General features: G+C 38.1%; 15 protein-coding genes. 4 read left to right on the top strand and 11 right to left on the bottom strand.

What is annotated here, in order from left to right:
• Positions 1 to 13: 13 nt before the first annotated feature.
• Complete coding sequence (locus AC6H0V_RS17035) at positions 14 to 1,684, top strand: sensor histidine kinase (RefSeq protein ID WP_497561405.1); 1,671 nt, start codon at positions 14 to 16, stop codon at positions 1,682 to 1,684.
• A gap of 205 nt (positions 1,685 to 1,889) precedes the next feature.
• A complete protein-coding gene (locus AC6H0V_RS17040; protein ID WP_497561406.1) occupies positions 1,890 to 2,579 on the top strand; it encodes a response regulator transcription factor in 690 nt (229 codons plus the stop codon).
• 51 nt (positions 2,580 to 2,630) lie between these two features.
• Here the strand turns inward: AC6H0V_RS17040 and AC6H0V_RS17045 are convergent, their stop codons facing one another.
• The 6 genes from AC6H0V_RS17045 to AC6H0V_RS17070 form a co-directional block, all read right to left on the bottom strand.
• A complete protein-coding gene (locus tag AC6H0V_RS17045; RefSeq protein WP_497561407.1) occupies positions 2,631 to 3,515 on the bottom strand; it encodes a UbiA prenyltransferase family protein in 885 nt (294 codons plus the stop codon).
• Between the two features lie 10 nt (positions 3,516 to 3,525).
• On the bottom strand, positions 3,526 to 4,788 hold the full coding sequence (locus tag AC6H0V_RS17050; RefSeq protein ID WP_497561408.1) for a metallophosphoesterase: 1,263 nt from the start codon (positions 4,786 to 4,788) through the stop codon (positions 3,526 to 3,528).
• A gap of 66 nt (positions 4,789 to 4,854) precedes the next feature.
• A complete protein-coding gene (locus tag AC6H0V_RS17055) occupies positions 4,855 to 6,345 on the bottom strand; it encodes a P-loop NTPase family protein (protein ID WP_497561409.1) in 1,491 nt (496 codons plus the stop codon).
• 86 nt (positions 6,346 to 6,431) lie between these two features.
• Positions 6,432 to 7,523 carry a vWA domain-containing protein gene (locus AC6H0V_RS17060; RefSeq protein ID WP_497561410.1) on the bottom strand — a complete coding sequence of 364 codons (1,092 nt, stop codon included), beginning with the start codon at positions 7,521 to 7,523 and terminating at the stop codon, positions 6,432 to 6,434.
• Positions 7,524 to 7,687: 164 nt separating this feature from the next.
• Positions 7,688 to 8,083, bottom strand: a complete 396-nt coding sequence (locus AC6H0V_RS17065; protein ID WP_497561411.1) for a ribosomal maturation YjgA family protein — start codon at positions 8,081 to 8,083, stop codon at positions 7,688 to 7,690.
• 2 nt (positions 8,084 to 8,085) lie between these two features.
• On the bottom strand, positions 8,086 to 8,955 hold the full coding sequence (locus AC6H0V_RS17070; protein WP_497561412.1) for a carbohydrate kinase family protein: 870 nt from the start codon (positions 8,953 to 8,955) through the stop codon (positions 8,086 to 8,088).
• 65 nt (positions 8,956 to 9,020) lie between these two features.
• Between AC6H0V_RS17070 and AC6H0V_RS17075 the strand changes: the two genes are divergently transcribed.
• Positions 9,021 to 9,446, top strand: coding sequence for a YybH family protein (locus AC6H0V_RS17075; RefSeq protein ID WP_497561413.1), 426 nt, complete (start codon positions 9,021 to 9,023; stop codon positions 9,444 to 9,446).
• Between the two features lie 80 nt (positions 9,447 to 9,526).
• Entirely contained in the window at positions 9,527 to 9,985 is a 459-nt protein-coding gene (tnpA, locus tag AC6H0V_RS17080) for an IS200/IS605 family transposase (protein ID WP_497561414.1), read from the top strand.
• Positions 9,986 to 11,348: 1,363 nt separating this feature from the next.
• Here the strand turns inward: tnpA and AC6H0V_RS17085 are convergent.
• From AC6H0V_RS17085 to AC6H0V_RS17105, 5 genes are all read right to left on the bottom strand, one after another.
• Positions 11,349 to 12,623, bottom strand: a complete 1,275-nt coding sequence (locus AC6H0V_RS17085) for a DUF5690 family protein (RefSeq protein WP_497561415.1) — start codon at positions 12,621 to 12,623, stop codon at positions 11,349 to 11,351.
• A 152-nt stretch (positions 12,624 to 12,775) separates the two neighbouring features.
• A complete protein-coding gene (locus AC6H0V_RS17090; protein ID WP_497561416.1) occupies positions 12,776 to 13,657 on the bottom strand; it encodes a cupin-like domain-containing protein in 882 nt (293 codons plus the stop codon).
• 286 nt (positions 13,658 to 13,943) lie between these two features.
• Entirely contained in the window at positions 13,944 to 14,495 is a 552-nt protein-coding gene (locus AC6H0V_RS17095) for a fasciclin domain-containing protein (RefSeq protein ID WP_497561417.1), read from the bottom strand.
• A 224-nt stretch (positions 14,496 to 14,719) separates the two neighbouring features.
• The gene (locus AC6H0V_RS17100; protein ID WP_497561418.1) at positions 14,720 to 15,505 is read right to left on the bottom strand and encodes an SDR family oxidoreductase; all 786 of its coding nucleotides are present in this window, start codon (positions 15,503 to 15,505) and stop codon (positions 14,720 to 14,722) included.
• Entirely contained in the window at positions 15,495 to 16,337 is an 843-nt protein-coding gene (locus AC6H0V_RS17105) for a sterol desaturase family protein (protein WP_497561419.1), read from the bottom strand. The genes AC6H0V_RS17100 and AC6H0V_RS17105 overlap by 11 nt, the downstream gene beginning before the upstream one ends.
• Positions 16,338 to 16,359 lie beyond the last annotated feature (22 nt).

Raw genomic sequence — 16,359 nt, forward strand, 5'->3', positions numbered from 1 at the left:
TGTTTACATAAACATGATTTCAGAAAAGGAAAGTGGTTACCGCAAGAATTTTTCGCTGATAGTAACTTTTATTGCCTTAATTTCGGTTCTTTTTATTCTTTCGTTATTTCTAGCCTATAATTTTAGTAAAAAAAATATCGAAAACGATTTTGTATCGGCCAAAGCCAATGTGCTCGAAGAGAGCAACAAACCTTACAATGATTTCTTTTTAAATAAACTTCCAGAAATCTCGTATTATAATGGCTATCTCGATTCTACAACAGCCTCAAAATTTGCGGACACCATATTATTGCAATATCCATTCATTAAAAAGGTTTTCTTTTATGATGCACAAGTAAAGAACATTAAAATTGAAGATAATGGGATAAATTACGGCAATTGTTCTATTGGGGTTAAAAATGTCTATCAATTTGGAAGTGCGGTTCCTAAAGATTCGCTTAAGCTATACGGTGAAAACGAGGTGATCAACACTGTTGATATCGATAATTTTAGTGCGCTATCTTTAAAGTTAATCACTTTTGTCCAGAAAATGGACACCACGAAAGTTCCAAGCCAAGAAAATCTCTTCAGTAATTTTACCAACATTCGCTCCAATAGAATAGATTACTTCAATATTCCGAGCTTTGAGCTGCTTAAAACCTATAAAAGGATGATTACCTATAAATTGGATACAGATCCGGTTTATCAGCAGGATATGCTCTCCTTTGAGCTAGACCCAAGTAAGATCAAGATAAAAAATACTCGCCCCTTATTGTATCAGAATATCCGAATAGAGCCTATCACGTACGATCCACTTGATGTTTCATCTGATTATGTTACTGGAGAAATAACGTTAGGTGGGCCCTTTTCTGATTATAAGCTCTATTTTATTTCTTCCAAATCTTTTGTTAAGGATGAAATTTTCAGCTATTTTTTGCCCATAGCTGCTCTATTATTGTTGTTTTATGGAATTTTGGTATTAGTTGCGTTCTTAATCTACAGAAATTTAAATGTTAACCATAAAATGTTTAAGCTCCAATATGATTTTGTAACCAATTTAACCCACGAATTTAAAACCCCAGTTAGTGTGATCAAGATTGCTGGTAACAACATCAAGAGTTCAGCAAGTTTAACGGCAAAAGAACAACAGTTATACGGCAGGATTTTAGACGAGGAGGCCGATAAACTAAATGCCCTGATGAATAAATTATTGGCATTTACGCAAATTGAGAATAAGGCAATTACCTTAAATCAGGATGAAGTAAACATGGAAGATTTTATCGAAAGTACGATTGAGGTTCATCTACTTAAGCATCCTGAATTTAGACTTACCTATGAGATTTCTGGATTCAGAACATTTATTACTGATCCGGTGTTGTTGGGAAGCCTATTTGATAACCTTATCGAAAATGCGTACAAGTATTCGCCTCCAAACCATAAACAATTGCACATTACTGCACGCTTAATTAAAGAGCGGATTGTTCTTAGATTTAAAGATACTGGAATTGGTATCCCTTCGTCAGAAATTAATAATATCTTTAAAAAATTCTATCGCATTCAAAATCGATATAACCAGAATGGAAGTGTAGGCTTAGGCTTGGCTTTTTGTAAAGAACTCGTTAACTTTATGAGCGGCGAAATTTCGGTAAAAAGTGTGGTTGATAAAGGAACCGAGTTTAAAATAGTATTACCTTACATCAACTAATTGATTGAACAGTTATTACAAAGCATCCCTTTGGGGCAAGGTTCAAACGTTGTAATGTTTTGATAAAATTAGGTTAACGATTGTTGTAAAGAATAATTAAAATATATATAATTTAAAAGTTAGGTATGAAATGTTGTCAATAAGTGAAGCCACAGGTACACATCAACATTCCAACATTCTAATGTTACAATATTAAACACATATCATGTCGAAAGGAATAAAAATATTAATTGTTGAAGATGATGAAAATCTACGTTTTTTAGTGGTTCATCGTTTACAGGCAGAGGGTTATCAACTATTAGAAAATAGTGATGGCTTAACAGCAGTTGAAACTATAACTACCGAGAAACCAGATATAGTACTGTTGGATTGGATGTTGCCGGGCAAAGAGGGAGCAGATGTTTGCGAAGAAGTGCGCAAGCAAGGATATGAAGGTCTAATCATCATGATGACGGCCAAAGCTCAAGACGTGGATAAGATTGATGCCTATAATTTTGGAGCATCTGATTATGTAACCAAACCCTTTAATATGGATGTACTAGTGGCGATGTTAGATAGCAAGGTGAAGTTCTTGTTGAATAATGATCGCTCAGAAATCCATCGTTTTGGTAACATGGAGCACCATCCAAATATTCATACCTTGTTTCGCGATGGTAAGAAAATCGAACTTACCATTTTGGAGAACAGAATTCTACTTTACTTTTTGCGCAATCCAAATAAAGTAATTAATCGCGATGAGCTTATGTTAGTAGTGTGGGGCTATAATTCGGATGTAAATACCCGTACATTGGATATGCACATTGTAAGACTGCGTAAAAAAATTGAGCTCAACCCTGATAATCCACAGCTTTTGCAAACCGTACGTGGAATAGGGTATAGGTTTAATGCGGGATAGACTTACGAAGTTTAAAAAAACTTCGTAAGTCTAGCTCTAAACTTCGTAAGTCTAGTTTAAGAAGTGTAATCCCCAAAGGATCAAAAACTGCAAGATCATCGTTCCATCTAAAAAGAAGAAATAATAATATTCGTTTTTCTTGAGATTTGATTTAAAGATCAACCAACTCGTTACGAGTATCGTGAATGCTAAACCAATTACATCCAGAGTAATGTGTTGGGTAAATAGAAGTAGCAATACTAGATATGCTGCCAATAAAGCGAAACAGAAAACCCAAGCCTTTTTTTCTCCCAGCATTACTGGAATAGTTTTTAGCTCGTAAAGCTTATCCTGGAACAGGTCTCGGATGTCAAAAGGAATAGTAATGGCACAGATGAACAAAAATCTTTTTGCCACCAAAAGTAAGGTTTGGGAAAGTGAAACAGTTATTGGATAAAATGAGCTTTCGAGTTCAACAATAGGTAACAGCACACAGCTTATAGCCCACACAAAGGCAATTAAAAATAATTTGATCCCAGGTAAATTTCTTAATCCGATCTTTTTCTCATGTAATTTCAGAAATGGAAAATTATAGGCCAATGCAATAACGCCTATAAAACCCATTAGCAATTTTGCTTGAAAACCCAAATACCATAAGCCCAAGGGGATGATGCAGAGGCTGGCCACTAAAGTTATGGATATAATTAATCTGTGATGGGAGAAGATCCATCTTACACGCTTAAAGGGCGAGAGTTGAGGGTCTGCAGGCTTAGAAAGTAGCATGCTCAAATTATAGACTACTAATGTAGAGCAGAACAAGAACATCAGCACATACTTATCTGGCTTTTGGTTCAATAGACTGTAGGTAACCAAGCCCTGCGCTACGGCACACAGTGCAATAAAAACATTGCTAAAAAGCAAAAAATCCAAGATAGCGAAAAGTAACTTTTTTAACATCTATAATTGGCTAATACGAGCGTTTCAATGTAAATATCGTAATTTCTGGCAAAATTCCTACTCTGCCTGGATAGCCTAAAAAACCATAGCCTACATTTACATAAAGCTGTTGCTTGCCCTCAGCATATAGGCCCGCCCATTCGTTGTATAAGTACTGCACAGGGCTCCATTGAAAATCCTTTAATCGTACGCCGAACTGCATCCCATGGGTATGGCCACTAAACATGGCATCAATTGCTGGATATTTTTGAAGCACCTCACCACGCCAGTGGGATGGATCATGAGAAAGCAACAACTGAACCGGCAGATCTGCGGTATTTTTAGTAGCCAACTCCATTTTTCCGTATTTGGGAAAGCGCCCCATACCCCAGTTTTCGATGCCCAAAATTCCAATTTCCTCTCCATCAACTTTTAGTCGTCTATTTTCATTCATTAGTAGATCATAGCCCATAATCTGATGGGTTTTAATCATATCCTTAAGGTTTTTCATCTTGGCAGGGGAGCTCTCTTTACCAAAATAATAATCGCCATAATCGTGATTTCCCAGCGTAGAATACACGCCAAGAGGAGCTTTAATTTTAGCGAATATCTCTTGATATTCCCTCACCTCATTGGTTAGATTATTTACCAGATCGCCCGTAAAAAAGATAAAATCTGTTTTTTCTGCCAATAGCATTTCTACGCCGCCTTTAACTGCGGTTTTGTTGTAAAAACTGCCTGAATGAATATCTGAAATCTGTCCCATCCTTATACCATCAAAGGCCTTGGGCAAATTTGGCAGAATAAGATCCACTCTTTTAATCTGATAATCATAAGCACCCGAAACAATGCCCCAAGTTAATGAACTTAAGGGTGCAGCTGCCACAACTAAACCCGTTTTAACCAAGAATGCTGATCTGCTTATTGGTTCTCCGGCAATTGGCTTTTTAGTAGGTAACTCTATTTTTGTTTTTGAAAACCTAATCAAAACCAGAAACAGTCGTCTTAAATCATCGATCAATAGAAACGGAAGCATAAAAACCTTGCAAACCACTGTTAGGAAAAATGCAACGAGTATGATTGACTTAAGCGAAAGAAATAAGACGGTTTTAAAATAGATGGAGCAGAAGACACCAATGATTAATAAAATAGCATATAACCAATAGCTAATTTTAAAAATTTTCTTTGTGCGAGACTTCCAATGCTTAAAAACGGATACAATCGCATAATAGCAATAAAAGTCAAAGGCAATTACGAATAGGGTAAGTAAAGAAAGTAGAAGGTATCTGGGCATGTATCAGTTTCCAGTTGGGAGTTTAAAGTTGGCGGTTGGTAACAATTAAACAATTAAACAATAATTCTATCTAAAGTTATCCTCATCTTCATCCTCTTCTGCTAGATCGGTATTGAACAGGCTTTCGAACATATCAGCGAAACCATAACCACCATGCAGATAGTTTTTGCTCAATTGCGAGTATTCGGCCAAACCGTGCAGCACAAATTCCATCAACAACAGTTTTTGGTTTTCGCTTAGTTTAGGATGAAATTGTTGAATAAGGTCTTCTAGCCCATCAACTGCTAGTAAAGCTTTTTTGTACTGAGAAATTGTCAAACCATCGGCAATGTCAATTGTATTTCCGTCTGTAAACCAAGCGGTTATTTTTGTATATGGATTAGCTGCCTTGGTTTTTTTCGCTCTTTCTGGATCTGGAAAATAACGCGCAAACAAGTGCTTAATTGCCTTTCCTATCAAAATGTGGGCAACCTTTGCTGGCCCCTCTAGTTCGCCTTCATAAACGAGCTCTATTTTACCAGTAATTGCCGGAATAATTCCACTTAGATCTGCCAAACGTACAAAAGTTGATTCTTCATGGTTGATCAACATTCTTCGCTCTGCGTTACTAATTAAATTCTCGAACGCCGAAATGGTTAAACGGGCCGAAACACCAGATTTTTGATCAATAAATTCACTTTTTCTGGCCTCAAAAGCTACTTGTTCAATCAGATCTTTCAGCAGTCCGTCTGCCTCAATTAGACGTTGAGAATCAGTGAGCTTAGCTTCCTGAAAGGTAATCTTTCTAGAGATCTCAACGGTTTTGGGATAGTGGGTTAGAATTTGACTTTCGATCCTATCTTTCAATGGGGTTACGATACTGCCACGATTGGTATAATCTTCAGGATTTGCAGTAAACACGAACTGAATATCTAGTGGTAATCGTAATTTAAAACCACGAATTTGAATATCTTTTTCTTGGAGCATGTTAAAGAGCGCAACCTGGATCCTTGCCTGAAGATCGGGCAATTCGTTAATTACAAAAATGCTCCTGTGTGCCCGTGGTATTAGCCCGAAATGGATTACTCTTTCATCATTGTAGGTTAGCTTTAACGTTGCGGCCTTGATCGGATCTACATCCCCAATCAGATCCGCTACGGTTACATCAGGTGTCGCCAACTTTTCGGTATAGCGCTCGCTGCGGTGCTGCCATAAAATGGGAGTTTCATCACCTTTTTCAGCAATTTCGTTTTTGGCAAACCAGGAAATCGGATTCAAAGGATCGTCAAAAATCTCGCTGCCAGCAACGTAAGGAATATATTCGTCGAGTAAATTAACCATCAAACGAGCAATTCTTGTTTTCGCCTGGCCGCGTAATCCAAGTAACAATATATTGTGACGAGACAAAATTGCAGTTTGTAGTTCTGGGATTACCGTTTCATCGTAACCTAGGATTCCTTCAAAACCAGCCTCTTTATTTTGTAACTGACTGATCAGGTTTTTCCTCAGCTCATCCTTAACGCTTAAAGAAGTATAATTGGAGGCTTTAAGTTGACCTAGTGTGTTGATTTCTATCATTTTGGTTGTTGTAGTGTTTTAAAGTTTGCCAAAGGCGTCTCTCTACTCATCTGATGACTTAAAGTCATCAGATGAGTAGAGTTAAGTTATCTAAATGTTTTTCGTCGGTTCTTAATGTAATCTTCAAAGATATATTCGCCCAGACCTGTTAAAGAGCTATAAAATGCCCTTCCTCCGTTAACCTGCGTAAATTGTCTAACAAATTGCTGTAAGTAAGGGTCTTGTGCAATCATAAAAGTAGTAATCGGAATATTTAAACGCTTGCACTGTGCGGCCATATTCAGCGTTTTACCAATTACCTTTCGGTCTAAGCCCATGCTGTTTTTATAATACCTTCCATTTTCTTTTAAGCAGGTAGGCTTGCCATCTGTGATCATGAAAATCTGTTTGTTGTGGGTTTTTCTCCTGCGCAATAAATCGGTGGCTAGTTCCAGTCCCGCTAGGGTATTGGTATGATAAGGGCCTACTTGTAGATAAGGCAGGTCTTTTATGGTAATGGGCCACGCATCATTGCCAAATACTACGATATCTAATGTGTCTTTCGGATATTTGGTTTTAATCAGCTCTGCCAATGCCATAGCTGTTTTCTTTGCGGGAGTAATCCGATCTTCACCATATAAAATCATGGAATGGGAAATATCAATCATTAGAACGGTAGAAGTAAGTGTCTTATAATCCTTCTCCTCTACCTCTAGATCCCGTTCGGTGAGTGTAAAATTTTCTATCCCGTGATTAATCTGTGCATTTTGAACGGAGGCGGTCATGTCTATCTGGTCTAAACTGTCACCAAAAGAATACTCGCGCCTATCGGCATTTTTTTCTTCTCCAATACCCGAAATATTACTATTGTGGTTACCCTTGCCGGCTTTTTTAAGCTTTCCAAAAATTTCCTCCAACGCCGATTTGCGAATGGTCTGCTCAGTTTTTGCAGTAATCTTCATGTCGCCATTTTCTTCTTTCAAATACCCTTTTTCTTTGAGATCGTCAATAAAATTGCCCATCCCATAGTCGTTGTTCGTAAATTTATACTGCTTATCAAGCTCGTTCATCCAAGCCAGTGTTTCTCCAGCATCACCTGCGGTATAATTGAGCAGTTCTGTAAAAAGCTTTAACAGTTCGTCAAATCCGCCTTTTGGCAGTTCATTGGGCAAGAATTTAGAAAATTGGAATCCTCTCATGAGCTATATAAACGGAATACCGAAGTTAAAAGTTTAACATAATACAATTTTAAGCGTGATGTCATTTTTAGCAGGGCGGTGAGCACATGGCGTTTAGCGCTTTGGGATCCAAGCAGTCATCGGATGAATGTAGGCACCATGCCTATATTTATCCGATGACTAAACTACTCGGCAGCTTCAATTTTCGTTTTTATTAAATTTTCGCTAATCAATACTATCACAAAGCCAATGGTATAGGCAATCAGATCTTGCCAAGCAAAGTCGGTTCCAATAACAACACTAGCTATGGCTGATTTTTCTAAGCCGATCAGTTTAATAAATTGAAAATATTGTAAGGTTTCTACCACGAAAGAAAAAAGGAGGACTGCAATAGCGGTTGCAAAAGGGGGAGTGTTAACGAAACTTTTAACGAAACAATAGATAAGGATTACCACCAGTACATCACCAATATAGGGCCTAATAATTTGGTCGTGGGCGTAAAGGGCAATACCTATTTCTATTATAAAGAGTGAAATGGCCAGCAATAAATAGCGAAGGTTAAATTTTAAAGGAATTTGCATAATTATGCTTTAAAAATCTCCATGTTATAGGCGGGATTTGCACCTTTTTGTGAAGCAACAAAGGCGCCAACTCTACAAGATCGTGCTAAAATTTCCTCCATCGAATATCCCGTAAGGTAGCTCGCGACAAAAGTTGCTAAGAATGCATCACCTGCGCCTACTGTGTCGGATACTTTTATGGGATAACCCGGATGGAGATAGAGTTTGTCTTTATAAAATACAAATGCACCTTTTTCTCCTACGGTTAAACAAATGATCGAAACACTAAAATTAATACTTAACTGCTGTAATAGTTGCTCATCTGATGAACCACTTAACCTTAAATTTTCTTTTAAATAAATCAACTCGTGCTCGTTTACCTTTAAGATATCTGCACTTCGTAGTAAAAATACTAAAGTTTCAAGGGTGTAAAATGGTTCCCGAAGATTGATATCGAACACTTTGATCTTAGCTATTTCGAGCAATTTAAAAATGGTTTTCCTGCTTTTTTCATTTCTGCAGGTTAAGCTGCAGTACACAAATGCATCCGCATTTTCGACAGCGCGAAGCGTTTCTTTAGTTACTACAATTTCATCCCAGGCAACTGGTTCAACAATAGTATAGCTTGCCTGTTGTTCTTCGTCGAGCTTAACTTCTACAGTACTTGTGGGTAGGTTGTTTGTTTGGATCAATTGTGTTGGAAAGTCTAGATTCTCTAAGTATCTTAACAGGTCTCTTCCATGTTGGTCATCGCCAACGGCACTTATAAATAGACTATTGATGTCTTGCTTATGCAAATTAAGGGCTACATTCATAGACGACCCTCCCGCCTTTTTCCCGTCAAGAAATACATCCCATAACATTTCGCCGATAGCTACAACCGTCTTTTTCATAAATTTAAAGCTGTAGGTAAAGGAACAATTTTATTTCATTAGTTTTACAACAACAGGAAAATAGCATGAAAAAAATACTCTTCTTTTTTTTATTGATGGTATCAATTGGTGTTAATGCACAATCATCAAAAGATAGACAAGCGATTCTAAAGTTGCTTGAGCAACAGCGTAGCGATTGGAATGCAGGAAACGTTGAGGCGTACATGCAAGGTTATTGGAAAAGCGATAGCTTATTGTTTGTGGGCAAAAATGGACCAACCTATGGATGGGAAAAAACATTAGCTAATTATAAAAAAGGATATCCTGATAAAGCTGCAATGGGCTATCTAACGTTTGGCATAAAAAAAATAGAGCTGCTAACCAAAGACAGAGCATTTGTACTTGGCAGTTGGAATGTAAAACAAGAAACGGGGGAACTAAAAGGATATTTCACCTTATTACTCCGTAAAATTAACGGAATATGGAAAGTTGTAGTTGATCATAGCAGTTAAAGGATAAAATAGCAAGAGAAAAGACTTTTTTATCCCCCCCAAGACTAAAAATTTTTAAATAATCGCCATATCTTCGACATATGGCCAATACCTATTCTCAAATCAGTATCCAAATCGTATTTGCAGTTCAAAATCGACGAACCCTCATTAGTTCTACTTGGGAGGATGAACTTTATAAATATATTACTGGCATTATTAAAGAAAAGGGCCAAAAATTGATCGCTATAAACGGGATGCCAGATCATATCCATATTTTAATTGGGATGAGGCCAACTTGTTGCTTGTCTGATCTGGTGCGGGAAATTAAAAAAGCTTCAACAAATTGGATAAAGCAAAAAGGGTTTTCAAAATTTTTCACTTGGCAAGAAGGTTTTGGAGCCTTTTCGTATAGTCAAAATGATCTGAAAAATGTAGTGGAATATATTAACAACCAAAAGTTACATCATGGGCGGGTACTATTTCACGATGAATATATTGAATTTTTGAAAACACATGAAGTTGAGTATAAGGACGAATATACGTTTAAGTTTAAAGATTAATACGACCCCGCTGGGGTCGAACCTAAAAGCCTTAGGTTTTATAAATATGTGACCTCTCCGAGGTCTCTACGGGATCGAATTAACCACGCGGCGCATAAGTTGGTTTACAATAGTTGTCTTCCCCGAGATATCAAGTGTTTTCAGCGCAAGAATACTTGCCCTAATACTAGATTAACCCTATCGACGCCCGATGATCGGGAACCTCCGGAAGCGTAGCGTAGACCCAGTCCAGAGGGATTACATATTGATAACAGATCCGAGATGCTCAACCCCCAGCGTGTCGAAAAATGTGCCAAGGTTTATGATATGATCCCCGATTTGGATGGTGGTCCATAGTTGCCCAACCCCAGGGCGATCACATATAGATAACAGATCCGGGATGATCAACCCCCAGCGTGTCGAAAAAATGTGCCAAGGTTTATGATATGAGCCCCGATGTTTGGATGGTAGTTCCATAGGTGCCAAATCCAAGGGGGATCACATATAGATAACAGATCCGGGATGATCAACCCCCAGCGTGTCGAAAAAATGTGCCAAGGTTTATGATATGATCCCCGATTTGGATGGTGGTCCATAGTTGCCCAACCCCAGGGGGATCACATATAGATAACAGATCCGGGATGATCAACCCCCAGCGTGTCGAAAAAATGTGCCAAGGTTTATGATATGAGCCCCGATGTTTGGATGGTAGTTCCATAGTTACCCAATCCCAGGGGGATTACATATTGATACCGATCCGAGATGATCAACCCCCAGCGTGTCAAAAAAATGGGCTAAGGTTTATGATATGATCCCCGATGTTTAGATGGTGGTCCATAGTTGCCCAATCCCAGGGGGATCACATATAGATAACAGATCCGGGATGATCAACCCCCATGGTGTCGAAAAAATGTGCCAAGGTTTATGATATGAGCCCCGATGTTTAGATGGTAGTTGCGTAGTTACCCAATCCCAGGGGGAGTACATATTGATACGGATCCGGGATGATCAACCCCCAGCGTGTCGAAAAAATGTGCCAAGGTTTATGATATGAGCCCTGATGTTTAGATGGTAGTTCCATTGTTACCCAATCCCAGGGGGACATATAGATAACAGATCCGGGATGATCAACCCCCAGCGTGTCGAAAAAATGTGCCAAGGTTTATGATATGAGCCCTGATGTTTAGATGGTAGTTCCATTGTTACCCAATCAGAGGGATTACATATTGATAACAGATCCGGGATGCTCAACCCCAGCGTGTCAAAAAATGGTTTATGATATGAGCCCCTATGTAGATGGTAGTTGCGTAGTTGCCCAATCCCAGGGGGATTACATATTGATAACAGGTCCGAGATGATCAACCGACCCCTGCGGGGTCGAATATTAGCTAGTTGTTTCTGAAAGCTTTCTATACTTCCTCGCAAAATAGTATAACGAAAATAGTGTAAGCACACTTCCGATAACCGACAGTATTATCACGCTTTGCGAGAAAAAAGTTACCCAATTGAGCTGAACCTTAAAGATTTCTTTGCTTAATAATACTCCTATACTTCCTACATATCCAAAAGAATCGGCGACATAAATTAAAAAACCTACATTACTCGCATACTTGAACGTAGAGATCAAACGGTCGAAAAACACCGCATTAAAAGGGATATAAACCATGTATAGCCCTAATCCAACAAGTGTCATCCACCAAATGGGCGCCATTAGATCTGCTTTGAAGAGTAGGGTAGATGTACCTGCTAATACAAACCCGACTAAAATAAACCAATGCGCCGTTTTTAAGGCAAGGAAGTTGTTTTTGATAAAAACCATACTGCCGATTAAAACAAGGACAATCAATGTGATAGGTGTTTCTGTTTGGGCAAATAATTCTGGTTTATTGAAAAACCCCATCTCTTTCCACATTTCAGCACTAAAATTATCCCGAATATCTCTAAAAATGGTGGCAAAGCAATATATGATCACACAAGCAATTAAACCGCCTAAAAATTCTTTGGTAAACGCCTTTCTATCCATGTTTGACATGGGAATTCGTTCTGCCCTATACTTGATATCAGCATCATTGGGGGCAGGAATTTTTTCCATCAAAAATACAAATAGCAATAGCGGGAGTGCAAAAACCAATCCTGTATAAAAAGGAACCCAAAACTCTGAAATTCCAAAATCAACCATTAACCAGGAGCCAACTGATTTAACAAAGCCTGCGGCAAAAATAAAGCTCACTGCCAAGGTTGCACCGATAAAATCAGTACTTTTTCGGCCTTCCACATAAGAAAATACGACACCCCAAAGCATTCCAAGTGGAAAGCCATTGATAAATAAAAAAACGATATTATAGGGTAGGGGAACAATGGCGAAAAATAGCCAACTGATCCATGAAATAGCTGTTAGGATAATGATAATTTTACCTCTGCCCGTTCTCTTCAGTTCAGAAATGAATTTTATTCCATAGAACTTAGCTAATAGGTAGCCAAGCATCTGACAAATAACCAGCACGGTTTTATAACTGTAACCTGCAATGGTTAAACCATCAAAAGTAGCAACAGTGAACGATTTCCTAAATCCGAAAATCATGGTGTAAGCAAAAAAAACAACTATTGCAGCATATAAGCCTGTTTTTAAAGTGTTGTTCTTTTCGGTAGACTTTGCCATAGTTCTGTAGAATCTTGAGGGAAAGATAGCTCAAAAAAATCAGAAATGGATTTTACATTTAGATGGAGTCGATGGTCAATAGACGATGGTCTATGATCATGATGTCTAACCACCCAGACTATTAACTGTGGACTATTGACTATAGACCTTTCTTATTTCGGACTTCCAGCTCTCATGGCTCTTTCGGCACGTTTTACGGCTAGGCGCTCTCTCCATTTGGCGTAAGGAACCTTGAGAGTCATTTTAAGTAAGCTATCAACCCCACCTTTAACTGCCAAATTAAAAACACTTTGGATTTTTCTGCTAATGGATTCGTCCCAGGCTCTCAAACTTAAGGAGAACGACCCATCTATGTATTTCATCCAATGCCACATTCCGGTAGGCATAAATAGCGTATCGCCATGCTCTAAGAAAACCTCGTACCCTTCTATGCCCTTTAAGGCTGGGAACTTTTCAAAATCAGGATTAGCTACATCGTAATCTTCTAAAGCATAAGTTGCGTTGGGAATACAATATAGACGTTTTTTCCATTTGTTATCAAACAATATGATGTGTTTTCTTCCCCCAAAATGGGTGTGAAACAAATGCGGAAGATCGATATCGTAATGTAGGAAGGTAACCGAGTTGGAGCCACCAAAAAACATAGCCGGCATACTTTCAATAAAGCCTCCCATTAGATCTTTGGGGATTTTTATGTCGTTTATTAAACTTGGAACGTGTTTAAAGAGGTTAAAAAAGAAAATGCGCAATTCAGTGGGCTCTCTTTTGATCAGGTCCAAATAGTCGCCAAATTTCATGCTTGCAATAGATGCATTTATAGGTTTAGAAGGGTCTGCTTTAGAATTATCGACCAAATTAACTTCAATATCACCACCAATTTCTTTTAGATAATCCGTTGTCCATTTTTCACGGGCCGGCCAATCTTTGGTTAAACCCTTAATAATCAAAGGCCTTCTTGCGTCGAGGTAATTTTTCTTGAAATCTTCTCGTGTTATGGTTTCAACAGTATCAACAGGTTTTAAAATAAAGCTCATATCGTACCAATAAAAGTAAATTTTCAGGAAATTGGTTAATTATTTTTCCCCTACAAAAATGTAAATTATAATTTAAAATGAAGGTGATTTATGTATAAAATGTTAAGCTAATGATAAATTTGAGTTATCGTAGACGTTAGTGGTGGATAGTTCATGGTTCGTAGCTGACAGCCGGCCATCTTATAACCCAAGCCAGGACCATTGGCCATGAGCTGTGAACTATTTTACAAAAAAAAACGCTCCCAAATTTTGGAAACGTTTCTTACTAATTTTGCAATAAGTAGCTTTACTTTGGCATTAAAACAGTGTCGATTACATGTATAACGCCATTACTTTGAAACACGTCTTTAATGGTTACTTTAGCCATTCCGCCCTTCTCGTCTTTTAACATTAAGGATTTTCCATCCATCCATGCCCATAACTTTTCGCCTTGTACTGTTGTTAACGTTGCTTTTCCGCCTCCCGCTTTAATCGCTGCGGCAATTTCTTTACTTCCCATTTTACCAGCAATTACGTGGTAAGTTAAGATCTTAGTTAACATCGCTTTGTTTTCTGGTTTAACCAACATAGGTACTGTTCCGGTTGGTAATTTATCAAATGCTGCATTGGTTGGTGCAAACACTGTAAATGGCCCAGCACTTTTTAATGTTGTTACTAAACCAGCAGCCTTAACGGCAGCTACCAACGTAGTATGGTCTTTAGAGTTTACCGCATTATCAACGATATCTTTTGTTGAATACATCGCCGCACCGCCAACCATAGGGTTTTTTTGGGCATAAACTTGGGTAGAGAATGCCATAGCTCCTATGACAATCGCAGATAAGAATAATTTTTTCATATTTTTTTAATTTGATATGAAAGCAGATACGCATATCTAAAGTTGGCGGATTGGAAGAAGTTCAAATAGACATTTAAATAACTGATTTACACAGAGTTATTTTAGCATATGGTTCATGGTTCATGGTTGATGGACAGGATTAATAGTATTAACTGCTAGGTTTATAAGCTATGAACTATGAACTATGATCCATCAACTATAAACATGAACCCTTCCCCGCGGTTCTACGTAACCTGTGTTTTTTTGATAATCTTAGAAAACATTCTTGGGAAAAATCGTTTTAACAGCACTCCCATAGTTTCTTTTCCGCCGATGTATACCTCTTGTTTTTTAGCGGCTATGGCCTTAATGATCTGATCTGCACAAACTTCGGGTAACATGCCGTTTTCCTGCGCATCATCCATTGTTCCCTGGGCAGAGCCATTTGCTGTTAAAGCGTTAATGGTAACATTTGTTTTGATAAAACCTGGGCAGGCCAATAAGATATGAACATCGGGGTGATCTATTTCAATCCTTAGAGAATCGAAATATCCATGCAAAGCATGTTTAGAGGCCGAATAAGAAGAACGAAAACGGGTGCCAAATTTTCCAACCAAACTACTTACACAAACAATCGTTCCTTTACCCCGTGCTAACATCTGCGGTAATACTGCCTTACTTAAAATAACAGTCCCCCAAAAATTAATGCTCATGAAGCGCTGTTCGGTGGCTAAATTGGTTTCGAGTGCTAAACTTCGTTGACTAATCCCACCGCTATTAATCAAAATATCGATCTTTCCAAAAATTCGAATAGCATCATCAGCTTTGCTGGCCAATGCCTCATTATCTTCTAGATCTAAAGATAGCACATGAACATTGATCTGGTTTTTGCAGTTTGATTTAACCCGAAACAGCTCATCGCGATTGCGTGAAGAAATGATTAGATGGGCACCTAGCTTATTGTAAGCATATACCAACGCTTCTCCAATTCCGGAGGATGCGCCTGTAATCCAAACTACCTTATCTTTCATCTACTAAAACCTGAGAATCATGTTTTTCGTCGGCTTCAATTACTTGCTCTTCCATTGACTTCTCTTCGATTATCTCTTTTTGGTGACCGATGTTGATGCCGAATTTTTTATCATACTCTGGTCTTAAAGTTCCCATCCATCTATCCCAGAACAAAAAGTATAAACCGTAATTTCCCTTAAAAAACTGGTGGTGCATATTATGGGCCGTTCCGGTACTTATCCATTTTCCAACGGCCGTTTTATGGAATTTTGGTGAAAATAATTCATAACCCAAGTGGCCATATACATTATATACAAACACGATGGTAAAAAATACGGCCAAATGAATCTGATGAAAGGGCATGATGAAAATAATAACCACAAATATGCCGGTTTCAATTACCGCTTCTAGTGGGTGGAATGAATAGGCAGTCCATGGAGTTGGACTAGTTGATTTATGATGAATCAAATGAAACCATCTAAACAACTTAGGATGATGCATGATTCTGTGTGTCCAGTAAAAATAGGCATCATGGATGAGTATCATTAATGGAAAAGCAAGGAAAAAGTACACCCAGCCGTAATCGTCTACATTTTGATAGAGCCAAGTATAAGGTCTTATTTTGTCATTCTCTAAAAATATAACCGGAAGTGCCCCAAAAATAACAATAGTAATGATCGAATAGAAGATGTCCCTTCTATGATCAGATAATTTGGGCCATTTGGTTTGGATCCTTTTGCCACTAAAACGTTTGCTAAAGATCACATAAAAAAGCAAAAAGGCAATTCCTGCGATTAGAAAATACCTTGTGCCTACGTCGAAAATGTATTTCAAAAAATTATGCGCGGTCATAACAATAGGTAAATAGGGGATT

The sequence above is a fragment of the Pedobacter sp. NO84 genome, from assembly GCF_059703915.1.